This is a genomic window from Paraburkholderia franconis (genome assembly GCF_009362735.1).
Classification (GTDB): domain Bacteria; phylum Pseudomonadota; class Gammaproteobacteria; order Burkholderiales; family Burkholderiaceae; genus Paraburkholderia; species Paraburkholderia franconis.
Window position 1 is genome coordinate 147,801 of sequence record NZ_WHNP01000008.1, and the last position, 17,305, is coordinate 165,105.

12 protein-coding genes are annotated in these 17,305 nt (G+C 65.4%); 5 read left to right on the top strand and 7 right to left on the bottom strand.

Going from position 1 to position 17,305, the window contains the following annotated elements:
* Positions 1-60 precede the first annotated feature (60 nt).
* From GCT13_RS11440 to GCT13_RS11450, 3 genes are all read right to left on the bottom strand, one after another.
* On the bottom strand, positions 61-981 hold the full coding sequence (locus tag GCT13_RS11440) for a bestrophin family protein (protein ID WP_152757947.1): 921 nt from the start codon (positions 979-981) through the stop codon (positions 61-63).
* Positions 982-1,136: 155 nt separating this feature from the next.
* Positions 1,137-2,543: an argininosuccinate lyase gene (gene argH / locus GCT13_RS11445; protein ID WP_152757949.1), complete on the bottom strand. Its 1,407-nt coding sequence runs from the start codon at positions 2,541-2,543 to the stop codon at positions 1,137-1,139.
* Positions 2,544-2,694: 151 nt separating this feature from the next.
* Positions 2,695-3,510: a helix-turn-helix transcriptional regulator gene (locus tag GCT13_RS11450; protein ID WP_152757951.1), complete on the bottom strand. Its 816-nt coding sequence runs from the start codon at positions 3,508-3,510 to the stop codon at positions 2,695-2,697.
* Between the two features lie 279 nt (positions 3,511-3,789).
* Here GCT13_RS11450 and GCT13_RS11455 point away from each other — a divergent pair, with 279 nt between their 5' ends.
* The gene (locus GCT13_RS11455; protein ID WP_152757953.1) at positions 3,790-4,542 is read left to right on the top strand and encodes a class I SAM-dependent methyltransferase; all 753 of its coding nucleotides are present in this window, start codon (positions 3,790-3,792) and stop codon (positions 4,540-4,542) included.
* Between the two features lie 186 nt (positions 4,543-4,728).
* Here the strand turns inward: GCT13_RS11455 and ppc are convergent, their stop codons facing one another.
* The gene (ppc, locus tag GCT13_RS11460; RefSeq protein WP_321574287.1) at positions 4,729-7,797 is read right to left on the bottom strand and encodes a phosphoenolpyruvate carboxylase; all 3,069 of its coding nucleotides are present in this window, start codon (positions 7,795-7,797) and stop codon (positions 4,729-4,731) included.
* 364 nt (positions 7,798-8,161) lie between these two features.
* Here ppc and hemC point away from each other — a divergent pair, with 364 nt between their 5' ends.
* From hemC to GCT13_RS11480, 3 genes are read left to right on the top strand one after another with little or no spacing between them, the layout of a single operon-like run.
* The gene (gene hemC, locus GCT13_RS11470; protein ID WP_152757955.1) at positions 8,162-9,145 is read left to right on the top strand and encodes a hydroxymethylbilane synthase; all 984 of its coding nucleotides are present in this window, start codon (positions 8,162-8,164) and stop codon (positions 9,143-9,145) included.
* Positions 9,145-11,199: a fused uroporphyrinogen-III synthase HemD/membrane protein HemX gene (gene hemDX / locus GCT13_RS11475; protein WP_152758097.1), complete on the top strand. Its 2,055-nt coding sequence runs from the start codon at positions 9,145-9,147 to the stop codon at positions 11,197-11,199. The genes hemC and hemDX overlap by 1 nt, the downstream gene beginning before the upstream one ends.
* A gap of 2 nt (positions 11,200-11,201) precedes the next feature.
* Entirely contained in the window at positions 11,202-12,392 is a 1,191-nt protein-coding gene (locus tag GCT13_RS11480; RefSeq protein WP_152757957.1) for a heme biosynthesis protein HemY, read from the top strand.
* Between the two features lie 96 nt (positions 12,393-12,488).
* Here GCT13_RS11480 and GCT13_RS11485 read toward each other — a convergent pair whose 3' ends face one another.
* The 3 genes from GCT13_RS11485 to GCT13_RS11495 all read right to left on the bottom strand — a co-directional run bounded on the left by GCT13_RS11485 (position 12,489) and on the right by GCT13_RS11495 (position 16,355).
* Positions 12,489-13,805 (bottom strand): MFS transporter, encoded by a 1,317-nt coding sequence (locus GCT13_RS11485; RefSeq protein WP_321574288.1) that lies wholly within the window; start codon positions 13,803-13,805, stop codon positions 12,489-12,491.
* Positions 13,806-14,049: 244 nt separating this feature from the next.
* On the bottom strand, positions 14,050-14,808 hold the full coding sequence (locus tag GCT13_RS11490) for an SDR family oxidoreductase (RefSeq protein ID WP_152757959.1): 759 nt from the start codon (positions 14,806-14,808) through the stop codon (positions 14,050-14,052).
* A 107-nt stretch (positions 14,809-14,915) separates the two neighbouring features.
* Positions 14,916-16,355: an aldehyde dehydrogenase family protein gene (locus GCT13_RS11495; RefSeq protein WP_321574289.1), complete on the bottom strand. Its 1,440-nt coding sequence runs from the start codon at positions 16,353-16,355 to the stop codon at positions 14,916-14,918.
* Between the two features lie 359 nt (positions 16,356-16,714).
* Here GCT13_RS11495 and ppa point away from each other — a divergent pair, with 359 nt between their 5' ends.
* Positions 16,715-17,242: an inorganic diphosphatase gene (gene ppa, locus GCT13_RS11500; RefSeq protein ID WP_087734441.1), complete on the top strand. Its 528-nt coding sequence runs from the start codon at positions 16,715-16,717 to the stop codon at positions 17,240-17,242.
* The last annotated feature ends 63 nt before the right edge of the window (positions 17,243-17,305 follow it).

Below are 17,305 nucleotides of genomic sequence, written 5' to 3' on the forward strand. Positions count from 1 at the left end.
GTGACAAATGCGCGCGCCTGGTGTCGCCGGCGCGCGCGTTTCATGAAGCACGCTCGCGCGTTACGTGAGCAGATAATCGTCCTTCAACTCCGCCCTGTGCAGCGAAGGCTGTGCGAGCAAATCGCGGGCTGCGTCTTCGATGCTGGCGGAGAGCGCATCGAGTGCCAGGTCGTTGTCATCGGTGCCGAAGGGTTCTTCGATCTGCGATGCGATCGCGTCGAGCGCCATGAAAGTGTACGCGACGAACACCGAGAAGATCGGCGTAAACGCGCCGACGCTCTCCACGAGGCCGAACGGCAGCGCCGCACAGAAGAAGTACACGGTGCGGTGGATCATCACCGAATACGCAAACGGCAGCGGCGTCGACACGATCCGCTCGCAGCCGCCGATCACATCCGACAGTCCGTTGAGGTTGCGGTCGATCGCGTGAACCGTCCATGCGTCGAGCTTGTTATCGCGCGCCTGACGCTGCACCCATTCGCCGAGCCAGAGCATGATCGTCGCGGGCCGATAGCGCGACATCATGACGCGTTCAAGGAGCGCTTTGTCGAGTCTTGACGACAGATCCTGCGACGGATCGGTACCCCTCAGTTGATGACGCAGCGCATGCGCAAACGCGCCCAGCATCTGCACGAATTCATGCGTGTCGTTCGCGGAGATCTGCGCGGATGACAGCGTCAGCACCTGACGCGTGAGCGAGCGCGTTTCGTTGAGCAGTTGTCCCCAGAGCTTGCGCGCTTCCCAATAGCGGTCATAGCTCGCGCTGTTCCGAAAGCCGAGAAAGATCGCGAGCGCAATGCCGATCAGCGAGAACGGCGTGGTGCTGACGTTCACGTTGATATGCAGCACGTGGACGTGCACGGCGAGCGCGACGATCGAGATCAGCAGAATGAGAGCGAGGCGTGGCAGCAGTTCGGGCAGGACGGAGCCGCGCCACGCGAGCAGCATGCGGAACCAGTGGAGTTGCGGGCGAATGATCATGACGATGGGAGTCCTGTGCGGGCAATTGCATCGTGATGGTATCGAATGGTGCCGGCCTTTGCTGTGCGTGGCGCGCGCTCATGAGAAACGAAAAGGCGAATTCTCGCAAGAGAATCCGCCTTTGGCGTGAAGCAAAAGTGCAAGCAAACGAGCGATCAGTTCATCGCCGCCCGCGCAGCCGCAATTGCCGCACGCACCTGATCGGGCGCAGTGCCGCCAGGGTGATTGCGGCTTGCCACCGAGCCTTCCAGCGTCAGATAGCCGAACACATCGTCGCCGAGCAGCGATGCGACGTTCGGCAACTCGGCCTTCATCTCATCGAGTGACAGATCGGCGAGATCGCAGCCGCGCTGATCGCAGATGCGTACCGCGTGCGCCACCGCTTCGTGCGCGTCACGGAACGGCAGACCGCGCTTGACGAGATAGTCGGCGAGATCGGTCGCCGTCGAAAAGCCTTGCAGCGCAGCCGAGCGCATCGCGTCGGGCTTGACCGTGATGCCCGCGACCATCTCGGCGAAGATGCGCAGCGTATCGGCAACCGTATCGACGGTATCGAACAGCGGCTCCTTGTCTTCCTGGTTGTCCTTGTTGTACGCGAGCGGCTGGCCCTTCATCAGCGTGAGCAGCGCCATCAGATGGCCGTTCACGCGCCCCGTCTTGCCCCGCGCGAGCTCGGGCACATCGGGGTTCTTCTTCTGCGGCATGATCGACGAGCCGGTGCAGAAGCGATCGGCGATATCGATGAAGCCGACGCGCGGGCTCATCCACAGCACGAGTTCTTCCGAGAAGCGCGATATGTGCGTCATCACGAGCGCCGACGCAGCCGTGAATTCGATCGCGAAGTCGCGGTCGGAGACGGCGTCGAGCGAGTTCGCGCAGATGCCGTCGAAGCCGAGCGTCTTCGCGACGGCATGGCGGTCGATCGGATAGCTCGTGCCCGCGAGCGCCGCCGCGCCGAGCGGCAGACGGTTCACGCGCGCGCGGCAATCGCGCATGCGCTCGGCGTCGCGCGAGAACATTTCGACGTAAGCGAGCAGGTGATGGCCGAACGTGACCGGCTGCGCGACCTGCAGGTGCGTGAAGCCCGGCATGATCGTGGCGGCGTTCTTGTCCGCGAGGTCCAGCAGCGCGACGCGCAGCTCCTTCAGCAGATCGCCGATGCGGTCGATTTCGCCGCGCAGCCACAGGCGGATGTCCGTCGCGACCTGGTCGTTGCGCGAGCGGCCCGTGTGCAGACGCTTGCCCGCATCGCCGATCAGGGCTGTGAGGCGCGCTTCGATGTTCAGGTGCACGTCTTCGAGATCGAGTTGCCATTCGAACTCGCCGCGCTCGATTTCACCCTTGATCTGCGCCATGCCGCGCTGGATCGCCGCGAGGTCGTCGGCGCTGATGATCTTTTGCGCGGCCAGCATCGACGCGTGCGCGAGCGAGCCTTCGATGTCGACGAACGCAAGACGCTTGTCGAAGAAAACCGACGACGTATAGCGCTTGACGAGTTCCGACATCGGCTCGGAGAAGCGAGCCGACCAGGCTTCGCCTTTTTTATGCAGTTGGGACGTCATGGTGATGGGCAGTGTGCGAGGTGAAGACGCGGACGGCGCGGCATCGCTGCGCCGCCTCGGGGAAGACGTCGATTTTAACACCCGTCGCGCGCCGAACCTTGCGGCGCGGCGGGAAGACCGGATGAGGCCGATAGCACGAACGGCGCAGATATCATTCTTCGCGCACGAGCACGACGAGTTTCAAATCTTCGCGATGCGCGGGCTTGAACGTGATCTGGTTGTAGACGACATGGCCGTCGCGCGGATGGTTGAACTGGCGCTGGCCGCCTTCGCGTTCGTTGACGTCCTGCGACGCCCAGAAGCGCGCGAACGCATCGCTCGCCGCGGACAGCGAATCGATCAGCGAGCGCGTGGGCGCATCGTTTTGATGGCGGATCGAATCGGCGCGATATTCGGCGGCTAGACGCCGCGCGCGGATTTCCCAGTCGACGATCAGGCTGCGCGCATCCGGGGACAGGAACGTGTAGCGCAGCAGATTGCGATCATGTTCGCCGTCGAGCCAACCGACGAAAAGATCGGCCGCCGGCGCGTTCCACGCGAGCGCCGTGAACTGGCGGTCGAGCACGTAGGCCGGCGCGTTCACGAGCTGGACGGTCTTGAGTAGCATCGCGGGGGTGTCCGCGGCGGCGGGGTCGGGCTCGGCGGGATCGCGCTGAGCGGCCAGTTCGAACAGATACGCGCGCTCGGCCCGCGACAGCTGCAACGCGACGGCGATGCGCGCGAGCGCATCGGCGGACGCGGACACGGGCCGTCCCTGTTCGATCCATGTGTACCAGGTGGGGCTCACGCCGCATAGCTGGGCGACTTCCTCGCGGCGCAGGCCGGGCGTGCGGCGGCGCGGGCCGGGCGGCAGGCCGACGGCTTGCGGCGACAGGCGCTCGCGATGCGCGCGGATAAACTCGCCGAGCGCGCGGGCAGGCGATGCATCGAGGGGCGGGACGGAATCGGCGGAAGACGGCGTGATCATGTTGCGGACGGCGGTGGCTGGTAATCTCGATACCAGAATAATTGCTTGACTTGTACCGGTACAGGACGGGCTCTATTGTAGCGACTGGAACGGGGCGTGCGAATACGCGGACCCGTTCGGGTCTTGGGACATGAGCCTCACAGACGACCCTGAAAGGGCCGCAACCGCAACCATTTGCACGGGACGGGTAGGGCGCTAAAGCGCCGGCTCGGCTCGACAACTTTGTACGGGATCGGAGTAAGGCGCTAAAGCGCCAACTCCGGTCGACAGGAGCACACGATGAAGCATCACGATCAGGTGGCCGACGCGTTCGGCTCGACAGCGGCCGCGTATCTGACGAGCCAGGTGCACGCGACGGGCGCGGACTTGCAGGCGCTGGCGACGGCCGTCGCGGCGACGCCGGGCGCGGCCGTGCTCGACATGGGGTGTGGGGCGGGACACGCGAGTTTCGCCGTTGCGCCGCACGCCGGATCCGTCGTCACCTACGATATCGCGCCGCAGATGCTGGCCACCGTCGACGCCGCCGCGCAGGAGCGCGGGCTGTCGAACATCCGGACCTCGCAGGGCGCGGCCGAGAAGCTGCCGTTCGCCGATGCGTCGTTCGACTGGGTGATCAGCCGGATGAGCGCGCATCATTGGCACGACGTGCCGCTGGCGCTCGCCGAAGTGCGGCGGGTGTTGAAGCGAGGCGGGCGTGTGCTGTTCATCGACATTGCCGGCAGCGATCATCCGTTGCTCGATACGCATCTTCAGGCAGTCGAAGTTCTGCGCGACGCTTCGCATATCCGCGACTACCGCGTTGACGAGTGGCTCGCGTTTTTCGCCGCCACCGGGTTTTCCGCGGTCGTACGCGAGAGGTGGCGCCTGCCGATCGAGTTCGCATCGTGGGTTGCGCGGATGAGGACACCCGAGGCGCGCATCGCTGCGATCCGTTCTGTCTGGGCTTCGGCGCCCGATGAAGTCCGCGATTATTTCGATGTGCAGGACGATGGGTCGTTCAAGCTCGATGCGTTGATGATCGAGGGGTATTGAGGGTGTTTGTCTGCGACGGCTTTTAGGTTTTGGTTTTCATGGCTTGCTGCCGGCATCCGCGGGGCGTAATCGCGAATGCCAGCGGCACGCTGAAACGACCACAAAAAAAGCCGTCGCAGACAAAAAAGAAAAAAGCGGCGAATCAAAAAAGACCCGCCGCCCGCAGGGCAAACAACAAAAAAACGATTAACCAGTATTCCTCAACCCTGCCGCGATCCCGTTGATCGTCAAATGAATCCCGCGTCGAACGCGCAGGTTGGTATCCCCGCCGCGGTGCCGCTTCAACAGCTCCACCTGCAGGTGGTTCAACGGATCGAGATAAGGGAAGCGGTTCTTGATCGAGCGCGCGAGCAACGGATTATCGGAAAGCCGTTCCTTCCTGCCCGTGATCTCGGAAAGCACATTCGACGTCCGCTCCCACTCGGCGACGATCCGCTCGAACACATGCTTGCGCAGCTTCTTGTCCGTGACGAGCGCCGCGTAGCGCGACGCCACCGCGAGGTCCGTCTTCGCGAGCACCATGTCCATGTTGGACAGCAGATTCGAGAAGAACGGCCACGTCTTGTGCATCTTGCGCAGCAGGTTCAACCGCCGCTCACGCTCCACATTCGAGTCCGACGCATCGAGCCATCCGGCCACGGCGCTGCCGAAGCCATACCAGCCTGTCAGCAGCAACCGGCATTGGCCCCATGAAAAGCCCCACGGAATCGCGCGCAGGTCTTCGATCTTGCGTTGCTTCGGGTCCTGCAGCTTGCGCGACGCCGGCCGGCTGCCGATGTTCAGCTCGGCGATTTCCGCGATCGGCGTCGACGAGAAGAAGTAGTCGGTGAAGCCGGGCGTTTCATAGACCAGCGCGCGGTACGATGCCATCGCCGCGTCGGAGAGCGTCTGCATCGTCTCCTCGAAGTCGGGCAGTTGCGCGGGCGCATTGCCGTGCGGCAGCAGCGAGGCTTCGAGCGTCGCGGCGACGACCGTCTCCAGATTGCGCCGGCCGATCTCGGGGTTGCCGAACTTGCTCGCGATCACTTCGCCCTGTTCCGTCAAGCGGATCTGGCCGTCGACGGTGCCCGGCGGCTGCGACAGGATCGCCTGATACGTCGGGCCGCCGCCGCGTCCGACCGTGCCGCCGCGGCCATGGAACAGACGCATCGTGATGTTGCGCTCGTTGAAGAGCGACACGAGTGCCAGCTCCGCGCGATACAGCTCCCAGTTCGACGTCAGGAAGCCGCCGTCCTTGTTGCTGTCCGAATAACCGAGCATTACTTCCTGCTCTTTGCCCTGGTTCTCAATGATGGCATCGACGCCCGGCAGCGCGAGCAGGTCGCGCATGATGTGCGGCGCGTTGCGCAAGTCGGGAATCGTCTCGAAGAGCGGGATCACCATCAGGCCGGCGCGCGCCGGATCGACGGGATTGCCGAGCGAGCCTTGCAGCAGGCCCGCTTCCTTCTGCAGCAACATCACTTCGACGAGATCGCTGACCGTCTCCGTGTGCGAAATGATGTAGTTGCGCACCGCGCGCGCGCCGAACTTCTCGCGCGTCACGCGCGCCTGTTCGAGCACGCCGAGTTCGCTCTTCACGAGATCCGAGTATTCGACGTACGGCGAGCGCAACAGGCGCGGCTGCGACAGCTCCGCGAGCAGAACGCGGAGCTTGTCCGCTTCGGGCAGCGCGGCGTAGTCGCTTTCGACGCCCGCGCGGCGCAGCAGCTCGGCGATCACCGCTTCGTGAATGTCCGAGCTTTGGCGCAGATCGATGCTCGCGAGATGGAAGCCGAACACTTCGGCCGCGCGCGTCAACGGCGACAGGCGCGGCGTCGCGAGCGACGCGCCGTGATGCTCGGCAAGCGACTCGATCAGCACATGCAGATCGTGTACGAACTCGGAAGCGTCGCCATACGGAATTGCGCGAATCTTCGGCACGCCGGGGCCCGCGCTGCGCACGGGCACGACGCCTTCGCCGAGGCGCACGCGCGCGCTCGCGGCAAGTCGCGTATAGATGCCGATCAGCGCGCGCCGGTACGGCTCGTCGGTGCGGTGCGGCGAGTGATCGGGCGAGGCGTCCGCGAGCGCCTTCACCGCTTCGCTTGCACCCGCCAGCAGGTTCGACACCGACAGCTCCGCACCGAGCTTGTGCACCTGCTCCAGATAGTGCTCGAAGATCACCGCGGCCTGGCGCGTGATCGCGTTTTCAAGCGTTTCGCCCGTGACGTTCGGATTGCCGTCGCGGTCGCCGCCGATCCAGCTGCCCATCTGGAAGAAGGACGGCAGGCGCGCGTCGAGGCCATGCTCGACCAGCGCTTCTTCGATATCGGCGTAGAGCGCGGGAATTTCTTCGAGGAAGGTCGCGCGGTAGTACGACAGCGCGTTCTCGATTTCATCGGCGACGGTGAGGCGCGAATCGCGCAGCATGCGCGTCTGCCACAGCGACGTCACGCGCGCGCGCAGCAGCAAGTCGTTCTGCAGGTGCTCGCGCGCCGTCAGCGGCTGGTCACGTTCGGCGAGCAGCCGCGCGATGTCGTGCTGCGCGTCGAGAATGCTCTTGCGCTGCACTTCCGTCGGGTGCGCCGTCAGCACGGGGACGATCAGCGCGTCGTTGAAGAACTGCTGCAAAACGGGCGTCGCGGCGGCGTTCGCTTCGACGAGACGGTCGAGCGCGTGCGCGACCGTGCCAGGCTGCGACGTCGAGCCGGCCAGATCGTGAATGCGGTGCCGGCGGTTGCGATGGCGGTCTTCGGCGATGTTCGCGAGATGCGAGAAGTAGCTGAACGCGCGCACGACGCTCACCGTCTGCTCGGGCGACAGCGCGCGCAATTTCTTTTCGAGCGTCTGCGCGGCGACGCTGTCGTCTTCGCGCCGAAAGCGCACCGCGTGCTGGCGAATCGTCTCGACCACGTCAAATACCTCGTCGCCTTCCTGCTCGCGCACCACGTCGCCGAGCAGCCGCCCCAGATAGCGGATGTCCTCGAAGAGCGGCTGATCCTTGTCCTCGCGCGTGCGGGCGTTGTCTTTCAGCGGCGCGGCCTGCTGCTTGCTGGCGCTGTTGTTCTTGATTCGTTTCGACAGGCTGTTGGCGGCCGCTTTGGCCGCCTTGGTCTTCGTGGATTTGCCGGTTTTGCCGGATTCGAGGGCTTGCGTTGCTTTCAGTGCCTTCGCGGCCTTGACAGCCTTGGCGGCGGAAGCGGCCGATGCGGTGTTTGCAGCGTCGGGCGAGGCAGTGTTGCGGCGGGCAGGGCGCGCCGATCCGGAAGACGTCACGATGTTTCCTCAGGAAAGCCAGGGTCTAAAGAATGTGGACTGCAACTTCGGTTACTGCGGGGAACTGCGCTAAAAGCCTGTCAACGATGCGGCGCGCGATGGAGGAAGGGCCGGTTGCGCGTGCTGCGCCGCATTAGATGATCGCGCATGCGGCGCCTCGACGCGCGAACGACCGTGCTCGGGCTTCTGGCGGCCACGCAAGTCACGAATCGATACGGCTCATGGAGCAATCGGCGCCGACACCGTGCGCGAACCCGTCTCCTCCATCGAACTGCTTCGGCATGGCCGTGCGGCCAGCGAGAGGTTGCCGAAGCGCGTGCTAACATTGTTTGTTATTACATCCCGTCGTTCAATGACTCAAACAATGAATTCCGAGACGCTTTCGCTCACGCCGCCCACTACGCTTGTCATCGCGTCGCGGGAAAGCCGCCTCGCAATGTGGCAGGCCGAGCACGTGCAGTGTGCGCTGCACAAATTATATCCATCTTGTGACGTAAAAATCCTCGGAATGACGACTCGCGGCGATCAGATTCTCGATCGCACGCTGTCGAAGGTCGGTGGCAAGGGGCTGTTCGTGAAGGAGCTGGAGAACGCGCTCGCCGACGGCCGCGCCGATCTCGCCGTTCATTCGCTGAAAGACGTGCCGATGGAACTGCCCGAAGGCTTTGCGCTGTCCACCATCATGGAGCGCGAAGACCCGCGCGATGCATTCGTCTCGAACCAGTACGACACGCTTGCCGCGCTGCCGCCCGGCAGCGTGATCGGCACGTCGAGCCTGCGCCGCGAAGCGATGCTGCGCGCGCGCTATCCGCAACTCGTCGTGAAGCCGCTGCGCGGCAATCTCGATACGCGGCTGGCCAAGCTCGATCGCGGCGACTACGCGGCCATCATTCTTGCCGCCGCCGGGCTGAAGCGTCTCGGTCTCGCCGGGCGCATCCGTTCGCTGCTCGATCCCGCCGACAGCCTGCCCGCCGCGGGCCAGGGCGCGCTCGGCATCGAGATTCGCGCGGACCGCGCGGACCTCGCCGCGTGGCTCGCGCCGCTGCATCACGAGCACACGGCCGCCGCTGTCGAAGCGGAGCGCATGGTGTCGCGCGCGCTCGGCGGCAGTTGCGAAGTGCCGCTCGCGGCCTACGCGATCTGGCATGACGGCGCGCTGCATCTGCGTGGCATCGTCGCGACGCCCGACGGGCAGCGCGTGCTCTCCGCCCAGGCCTCGGCGCCCGCGCCGACCACGGGCGCCGCGCTCGAACTCGGCCGCGAAGTCGCGAGCCAGCTCGAAGCGCAAGGCGCGATGGACATCGTCCGCGCGCTCAGCACGGCGAGCGGGCCGGCGAATGCCCCGTGATGGCGGCCGGCTCGAACACGACATCCGCTGATTCCCCGTCGACGGACGGCGCAGGCCCGTCGCGCGGCGCGCACCTGACCGTCGTGCTGACGAGGCCGGCGGGACAGTCGGACGCGCTCGCCAAGCTGCTGCACGACGCGAGTGTCGCGACCGTCGAATTTCCGCTGATCGAGATCGCGCCCGCGGACGACGAAGGCCCGCTGCGCGCGGCGCTCGCGTCGCTCGACCGGTACGCGCTCGTCGTGTTCGTGTCGCCGAACGCCGTCGATTACGCATTCGCGCGCCATGACGCGATCTGGCCGCATGCGCTGCCCGTCGGCGTCGTCGGCCCGGGCAGCGTCGCGGCGCTCGCGAAGCACGGCGTCGAAGCGCCCGCTTACACGGTGATCAGCCCGGGCGCTCCCGCCGACGACAACGACGGCGCGCGCTTCGACTCCGAAGCGCTGTACGCGGCGCTCGAAGCGTCGCTGGGCGAGAACGCGTTCGAAGGCAAGCGCGTGCTGATCGTGCGCGGCGACGGCGGCCGCGAATGGCTCGCCGACCGTCTGCGCGAAGCGGGCGCCGAAGTGGAGACCGTCGCGGCTTACCGGCGGCTCGTGCCCGAGCCGTCGATCGGCGCATGGTCGCGCGTTCATGCGCTGCTGTCCGGCGAATCGAAGACGCCGCACGCGTGGCTCGTCACCAGCTCCGAAGGCGTGCGCAATCTCGGCGAACTCGCGAATGACCATCTGACCGTCGGCGAGCAGGCGCAACTGAAACGCGCGATGTTCGTCGCGCCCCATCCGCGCATCGCGGAAACCGCGCGGGGATTGGGTTTTGATAGCATTACGGTGTCCGGTGCGGGCGATGAACGTATCGCGCGCACGCTGTTGTCCCTCGCTGTTCCTTCCGAAGTTCAACCGGTCCAGTCCAACCCGGCACAAGAACGCATGACTGATACCAACGCATCCACGAATCCCACGCCCAATGCCGCGCCGCGGCCCGCCACCACGCTGCCGCCGAATCAGCCCTTTACGCCTTACGAAATGCAGCAACCGAAACGCGGCAAGGGCACGGGGTTGCTCTGGATCGTCATCGCACTGGTGCTCATCGTGGCGGTCGCGGGCGGCCTCGCGCTGAACCGCAGGGTGATCAAGCTCGATCAGCAACTGTCGCATCGCCAGCAGGCCAACGACGCATCGACGGCCGAGCTGCGCGTGAAGACGGAGCAGGCCGTCGCGACCGTGCAAGCCGCCAACGCGCAGATTGCGCAGCTCGAAGGCAAGCTCGCCGATGCGCAGAACGCGCAACAGGCGCTGCAGCAGCAATACGCGGATCTCGCGCGCAACCGCGACGACTGGACGATGGCCGAAGTCGGCCAGATGCTGTCAAGCGCCAGCGAGCAGTTGCAGCTGACGGGCAACACGCAGCTCGCGCTCTTCGCGCTGCAAAGCGCCGACACGCGCCTCGCCGCCTCGGACGGCGCGCAGGTGCTGGCCGTGCGCAAGGCGATCGCGCAGGACATCGACAAGCTGAAGTCGGCGCCTTCGACGGATCTGACAGGCCTCGCGATCAAGCTCGACGACGCGATCGACCAGGTCGACCAGCTGCCGCTTTCAGGCGAGGCGCCCATCGCGCACGCGACGCCGCGCGCGGCCGAGCCGAAGGACGTCGACCGCGTCGCGGCCGCCACGGGCGAGCCGAAGTGGAAGGTGTGGTGGAACCAGTTCGTGACGGGCGTCGGCCAGCAGCTGACCAGTCTCGTGCAGGTGCGCCGCCTCGATCACGCCGATACGATGCTCGTGTCCCCCGATCAGGGCTACTTCCTGCGCGAGAACCTGAAGCTGCGTCTGCTGTCGGCGCGACTGGCGCTGCTCGCGCGAAACCAGACCACGCTCAAGTCCGATCTCAACGCCGCGGATGAGGCGCTAGCGCGTTACTTCGACGCGTCGTCGAAGAAAGTGCAGACCGCGCGCGATCTCGTGAAGGAGGTCGACCAGGGCTCGGGGGCCGTCGAAGTGCCGAACCTGAATACGAGCCTGCAGGCCGTGCATCAATACCGGAACCGGGGCTAATCATGGCGCTGCGTGGACTTCTCTGGCTCGCATTCCTGTTCGCGATCGCCGTCGTGCTCGCGCTCGTCGGGCGCTTCGACACCGGCCAGGTGCTGCTCGTCTATCCGCCGTATCGCGTCGATATTTCGTTGAACCTGTTCGTCGTCGGCCTCATCGTCACGTTCATCGTGATGTATGTGCTGCTGCGCATCGTGCGCAACATCTGGGACATGCCGCGTCGCGTGGCCGCGTACCGCGCGCGTCAGCGCGTCGCGAAGGCGCATTCGGCGTTGCGTGACGCGATCGCGAATCTATATGCCGGGCGTTTCTCGCGCGCCGAAAAGGCCGCACGCGATTCGCTCGCGAATCCGGCCAACAAGGGCGCGGCGGGCCTGATCGCGGCGAACGCCGCGCACCGGATGCACGAGTACGCGCGCCGCGACGAATATCTCGCGCAGATCGATGCAGCCGACTGGCAGGATGCGCGTCTGATGGCGACGGCCGACATGCGCGCCGATGGCCGCGATGCCGATGGCGCGCTGCTCGCGCTCACCGAAATGCAGTCGCAGGGCGGCCGCCGCATTCACGCGCAGCAGATCGCGCTGCGCGCGCAGCAGCAGTTGAAGAACTGGGGCGAAGTGCTCAAGCTCGTCAAGACGCTCGAAAAGCGTGAGGCGATTCATCCCGCCGTGGCCGTGCGTCTACGTCAACTGGCGGCGGAAAACCTGTTGCGCGATCGCCGGCACAATGCCGACGCGCTGCTCGAACTGTGGCATTCGCTGACGCCGACCGAGCGCCATTCGCCGCGCCTCGCCGATCTCGCAGCCGAGTTGCTGGTCGCGCTGAACCGTCCGCAGGAGGCGCGCAAGATCGTCGAGGACGCGCTTGCGCAGAACTGGGACGCGCGCCTCTTGCGCCGCTATCCGGATACGACGGGCGGCGATGCGCTGCCCTTGATCCAGAAGGCCGAAGGCTGGCGCAAGGAGCGCCCCGACGACGCCGATCTGCTGTTCACGCTGGGCCGTCTGTGTCTGCATCAGCAGTTGTGGGGCAAGGCGCAATCGTTCCTCGAACAGGCGCTGAAGCAAGCCGACAACGAGACGCTCAAGATCCGCTCGCACCGCGCGCTCGCGCGGCTGCACGAACAGCTGGGCGATGCATCGAAGGCGAGCGAGCACTATCGCGAGAGCGCGCTGGCGATGAATATCGTCTGATGCGCTGAACGGCTCGGGCCTCAAGTGAAAAACCCTCGGTGACTGGGTAGTCACCGAGGGTTTTTTCTTGCGCGAAGCCGGACGACCGGTAGGCGGTTATTTGTTCACGAGCCGCGCGGGCACGCTGATCGCGAGCAGTCCGCCGAGGATCATGAACGCGGCGAGCATGTACATGCCCGAGTCGGTGGTGGAGGTGATCTGCTTGAGCCAGCCCACCGCGTACGGGCTCAGGAAGCCCGCGAGATTGCCGATCGAGTTGATCATCGCGATGCCCGCCGCTGCGCCCGTGCCCGCGAGGAAGGACGTCGGCAGGCTCCAGAAGAGCGGCAGCGTCGTGATGATGCCCATCGTCGCGAGTGTGAGCGCGGCCATCGCGAGCGTCGTATCGTGCGCCCAGACCACGGACAACACGAGGCCGAGCGCGCCCGCGAAGCCCGGCAGCGCGACGTGCCAGCGGCGCTCGCGCGTGCGGTCGGCGCTGCGCGCGACGAGCACCATCGCGATCACGGCGGCAGCGAACGGGATCGCCGAAAGCAGGCCGATCATGAACGCATCGGTGACGCCCGTCGACTTGATGATGGTCGGCAGCCAGAAGCTCACGCCGTACAGGCCCATCACGAACGAGAAGTAGATCAGGCTCATCAGCAGCACGCGCGGGCTCATCATCACCTTGCCGATCGAGTGATCTTCCTTCGTCGCCTCTTCCGCGGCGATATTGCGCTCGAGCAGTTCGCGCTCCTGGTCCGTCAGCCACTTCGCCTTCGAGATGCGGTCGTCGAGCACGACGAACACCAGAATGCCGACGATCACAGACGGTATGCCTTCGAGCAGAAACAGCCACTGCCAGCCATGCCAGCCGTTCGCGCCATTGAATGCCTTCAGGATGTAGCCCGAGATCGGCCCGCCGACGACGCCCGAAATCGCGATGGCCGTCATGAACCAGGTCGTCATGCGGCCACGCCGGTGCGCCGGATACCAGTAAGTCAGGTACAGGATGATGCCGGGGAAGAAGCCCGCTTCCGCGAGACCGAGCAGAAAGCGCATCACGTAGAACATGGTGGGCGTGGTGACGAACATCGTCAGCATCGAGATGATGCCCCACGACACCATGATCCGCGCGATCCACACCCGCGCGCCGACGCGGTGCAGGATGATGTTGCTCGGCACTTCGAAGATGAAATAGCCGATGAAGAAGATGCCCGCGCCGAAGCCATAGACGGCGTCGGAGAGACCCAGATCGGCGCTCATGCCGAGCTTCGCGAAGCCGACGTTCACGCGATCCAGATACGCGACGACATAGCTGAGCATCAGAAGCGGCGTCAGACGCCAGGCGACTTTCCTGTAGGTCGCCTCTTCGAAAGTGGAAGGCGCGCCTGCGCCGGGATGGTGAAGCGGATTCGCAGGACTGGACACGCGTGTCTCCTATCGACCAGCGTTGGCGTTTTGACGCCTTACGCCGGTCCTATGTAAAGCTCGTTATTGTGGAAATGACGTACCGCCGTTCGCGATTCTAAACGTTCAATACGCGCTGAAAAGCCGCTTGACGTCGGGGAAAACACCGAGTTTTCAGCGATTGACGCGAGTCACGCGGTACGGCGCGCGGCGTGCTTGCGCGCATGGGCGGAACGCCCTGCGCGGAAGCACACTGCACGTGCCGCTACACGCAGCGTCCGCCGTCCACTTCGAGGCACACGCCCGTGATGAACTCGGCCTCGTCAGACGCCAGATAAAGCGCGGCATTCGCGATGTCCTGCGGCGTCGAGAAGCGGCCGAGCGGAATGCCCGCCAGAAACTTCTGCCGGTTCTCAGGTGTATCTTCGACGCCCATGAACTCCGTCAGCAGTCCCGTCTCGCCGATCACCGGGTTCACGCAATTCACGCGAATGCGGTCCGGCCCGAGCTCGACGGCAAGCGCCTTGCTCGCGACGATCACGGCGCCCTTGCTGCCGTTGTACCAGACGAGCCCAGGGCGCGGCCGCACGCCCGCCGTCGATGCGATATTGACGAACACACCGCCGCCTCGCTCGCGGAAGTACGGGACGAATTCGCGCACGCTCCAGTAGATGCTCTTCACGTTGACGGCGTACACGCGGTCGAACTCGGCTTCCGTGACTTCGAGCACCGGCTTGTTCCGATGCGTGGTGCCCGCGTTGTTGACGACGATCTGCACGCTGCCGAAGTCTTCGATGGCGGCGGCGCGCAACGCGCTCCAGTCGTCCGCGCGCGTGACGTCGCCCGCGACGGCAATTGCCTTGCCGCCCGCCAGCGCGATCTCGCTCGCGACCCGTTCGGCCGCCGGGCCGTTCAGATCGTTGACGACGACGTTCGCGCCTTCGCGCGCGTAGGTTTTCGCGATGCCTTCGCCAAAGCCCGAGCCGCCGCCTGTGACGATGGCCGTTTTGCCTGTCAGCCGCATGATGTCTCCTATGTCAATGGGAGTCGGTGCCTCGGTCCTTGCTCCCGGTCCATGAAAGATGGTTGCTGTTGTTGCGCGAATGGTTTCGCGTTGCTTGGAGTTATGCGTCAGCCGTGTTTGATCGCGATGGTCTTCAGCACCGTGAAGCCGTACAGCGCTTCGAAGCCCTTCTCGCGGCCGTGGCCCGAATGCTTGACGCCGCCGAACGGCAGCTCGACGCCGCCGCCCGCGCCATAGTTGTTGATGAACACCTGCCCCGAGCGCACGCGTCTCGCGATGCGCAGCTGGCGTGCGCCGTCGCGCGTCCAGATGCCCGCGACAAGCCCGTACTGCGTGCCGTTGGCCAGCGCCAGCGCTTCGCCTTCGTCGGCGAAAGGCAGCGCGGCGAGCACCGGGCCGAACACTTCTTCGCGCGCGAGGCGGTGCGTGGGCGGCACGTCGCGCAGCAGCGTCGGCGCCTGATAGAAGCCGTCTTCCGGCGCTTCTGCGATGACTTCGCCGTGCGCCGCCATTGGGATGCCGTCGTGCTGCGCATCCGACAGGAAGTCCCATACGCGGCGCTGCTGCTTCGCGCTGATCAGCGGACCGCAGTCGAGATCCGCGTGCGCCGGGCCGACACGCAGCGCGTTGAACGCGGTCGTGAGCCGGTCAAGCAGCGGCTCGTAGATGCTCCGCTCGATCAGCACGCGGCTGCCCGCCGAGCAGGTCTGCCCGGCGTTCTGCACGATCGCGTTGACGAGCGTCGGCAGCGCGGCGTCGAGGTCGGCATCCGCAAAGACGATTTGCGGCGACTTGCCACCCAGCTCCAGCGTGACGGGCACGTGGTTTTCGGCGGCCATCTGCGTGACGAGCTTGCCCGTTTCGGGCGAGCCGGTGAACGAAATGTGATCGATGCCGGGATGGCGCGCGAGCGCCGCGCCCGCTTCGTGTCCGTAGCCCGTGACGACATTGAGCGCGCCCGCCGGCAGGCCCGCTTCGGCCGCGAGTTCGGCGACGCGCAGCACCGAGAGGCACGCGTCCTCGGCGGGCTTCACGACGCACGCGTTCCCCGCCGCAAGCGCTGCGCCCACGCTGCGCCCGAAGATCTGCATCGGATAGTTCCACGGCACGATGTGGCCCGTGACGCCGTGCGGCTCGCGAATCGTGAAGACGGTGTAGCCGTTCTGGTAGGGCAGCGTTTCGCCATGCAGCTTGTCGGCGGCGCCCGCATAGAACTCGAAGTAACGCGCGAGCGCGGCCGCGTCGCCGCGCGCCTGTTTGAGCGGCTTGCCCGTGTCGCGTGCTTCGATCTGCGCCAGTTCTTCGTGGCAGGCGGCGACGAGCATCGACAGCCGGTACAGCAGACGGCCGCGCTCGGCCGCGCTGGCGGCGCCCCATGCGCCGTCGTACGCGCGGCGCGCGGACTGGACCGCGGTATCGATGTCGGCGGCCGTACCGCGTGCGAGCGTCGTGAACGGCTGGCCGTCGGAGGGATCGACGACGGGGATCGTCTCCCAGCCCGATGACGCGGCCCATTCACCGCCGATGAAGTGTTTCGCTTCTTCCACACATGCTCCTTGCCTGAGGCGACAGAGGACGATCAACGAAAAAACGGGACAGCGGACGACGATGGCCTTGCGCGCGCATGACGGGCACAACGGAACCGTCGATAAGGACTGGCAGCGCGCGCGATGCTCGGCGGCTAAAGACGGATGCCGGCGAAGGATGCCGGCACAACAGGCACCGCAGCGAACGGGAGCCGCCCGTCGTACGACGATTATCGCGCCGATCGCCACGAGGATGTCATTGGCCGATTGGCTATAATGGCGCATTCCGCAGTGTCCGGGTTGCGGCGCCGCGTTCCGTATCGCGAACGCAGCGCGCGCCGCGCGCCATCTTTCACATTTCATCCTGATCAGAGAGTGCCATGAGCTTCAATCACGTCCCCCCTGGTAAAGACCTCCCGCAAGACTTCAACGTCATCATCGAAATTCCGGCGCAAAGCGATCCGGTGAAGTACGAGGCGGACAAGGAACTGGGCATGCTCGTCGTCGATCGCTTCATCGGCACGGGCATGCGTTATCCCGCGAACTACGGCTTCATTCCGCAGACGCTGTCGGGCGACGGCGACCCCGTCGACGTGCTGGTGATCACGCCGTTCCCGCTGCTGGCAGGCTCCGTGGTACGCGCACGCGCGCTCGGCATGCTGCAGATGACGGACGAATCGGGCGTCGATGCGAAGCTGATCGCCGTGCCGCACGACAAGATCTGCCCGATGACGGCAGACCTGAAGTCGATCGACGACGTGCCGCAATACCTGAAGGATCAGATCAAGCACTTCTTCGAGCAATACAAGGCGCTCGAGAAGGGCAAGTGGGTGAAGGTCGAGGGCTGGGCGGGCGTCGATGCCGCCCACAAGGAAATCAGCGAAGGCGTCGCGAACTACAAGAAGTAATCGGTACGCTGAAAGTCTGCTGGCAGAACGCTCCTTCGGGAGCGTTTTGTTTTTTGGGCGTCG

Excerpts from the sequence above, each read along its gene's own strand:
- hemDX (WP_152758097.1), top strand. The coding sequence starts at position 9,145 with ATGGCGGCCGGCTCGAACACGACATCCGCTGATTCCCCGTCGACGGAC.
- GCT13_RS11480 (WP_152757957.1), top strand. The coding sequence starts at position 11,202 with ATGGCGCTGCGTGGACTTCTCTGGCTCGCATTCCTGTTCGCGATCGCC.
- ppa (WP_087734441.1), top strand. The coding sequence starts at position 16,715 with ATGAGCTTCAATCACGTCCCCCCTGGTAAAGACCTCCCGCAAGACTTC.
- argH (WP_152757949.1), bottom strand. The coding sequence starts at position 2,543 with ATGACGTCCCAACTGCATAAAAAAGGCGAAGCCTGGTCGGCTCGCTTC.
- GCT13_RS11490 (WP_152757959.1), bottom strand. The coding sequence starts at position 14,808 with ATGCGGCTGACAGGCAAAACGGCCATCGTCACAGGCGGCGGCTCGGGC.
- GCT13_RS11455 (WP_152757953.1), top strand. The coding sequence starts at position 3,790 with ATGAAGCATCACGATCAGGTGGCCGACGCGTTCGGCTCGACAGCGGCC.
- hemC (WP_152757955.1), top strand. The coding sequence starts at position 8,162 with ATGAATTCCGAGACGCTTTCGCTCACGCCGCCCACTACGCTTGTCATC.
- GCT13_RS11450 (WP_152757951.1), bottom strand. The coding sequence starts at position 3,510 with ATGATCACGCCGTCTTCCGCCGATTCCGTCCCGCCCCTCGATGCATCG.
- GCT13_RS11440 (WP_152757947.1), bottom strand. The coding sequence starts at position 981 with ATGATCATTCGCCCGCAACTCCACTGGTTCCGCATGCTGCTCGCGTGG.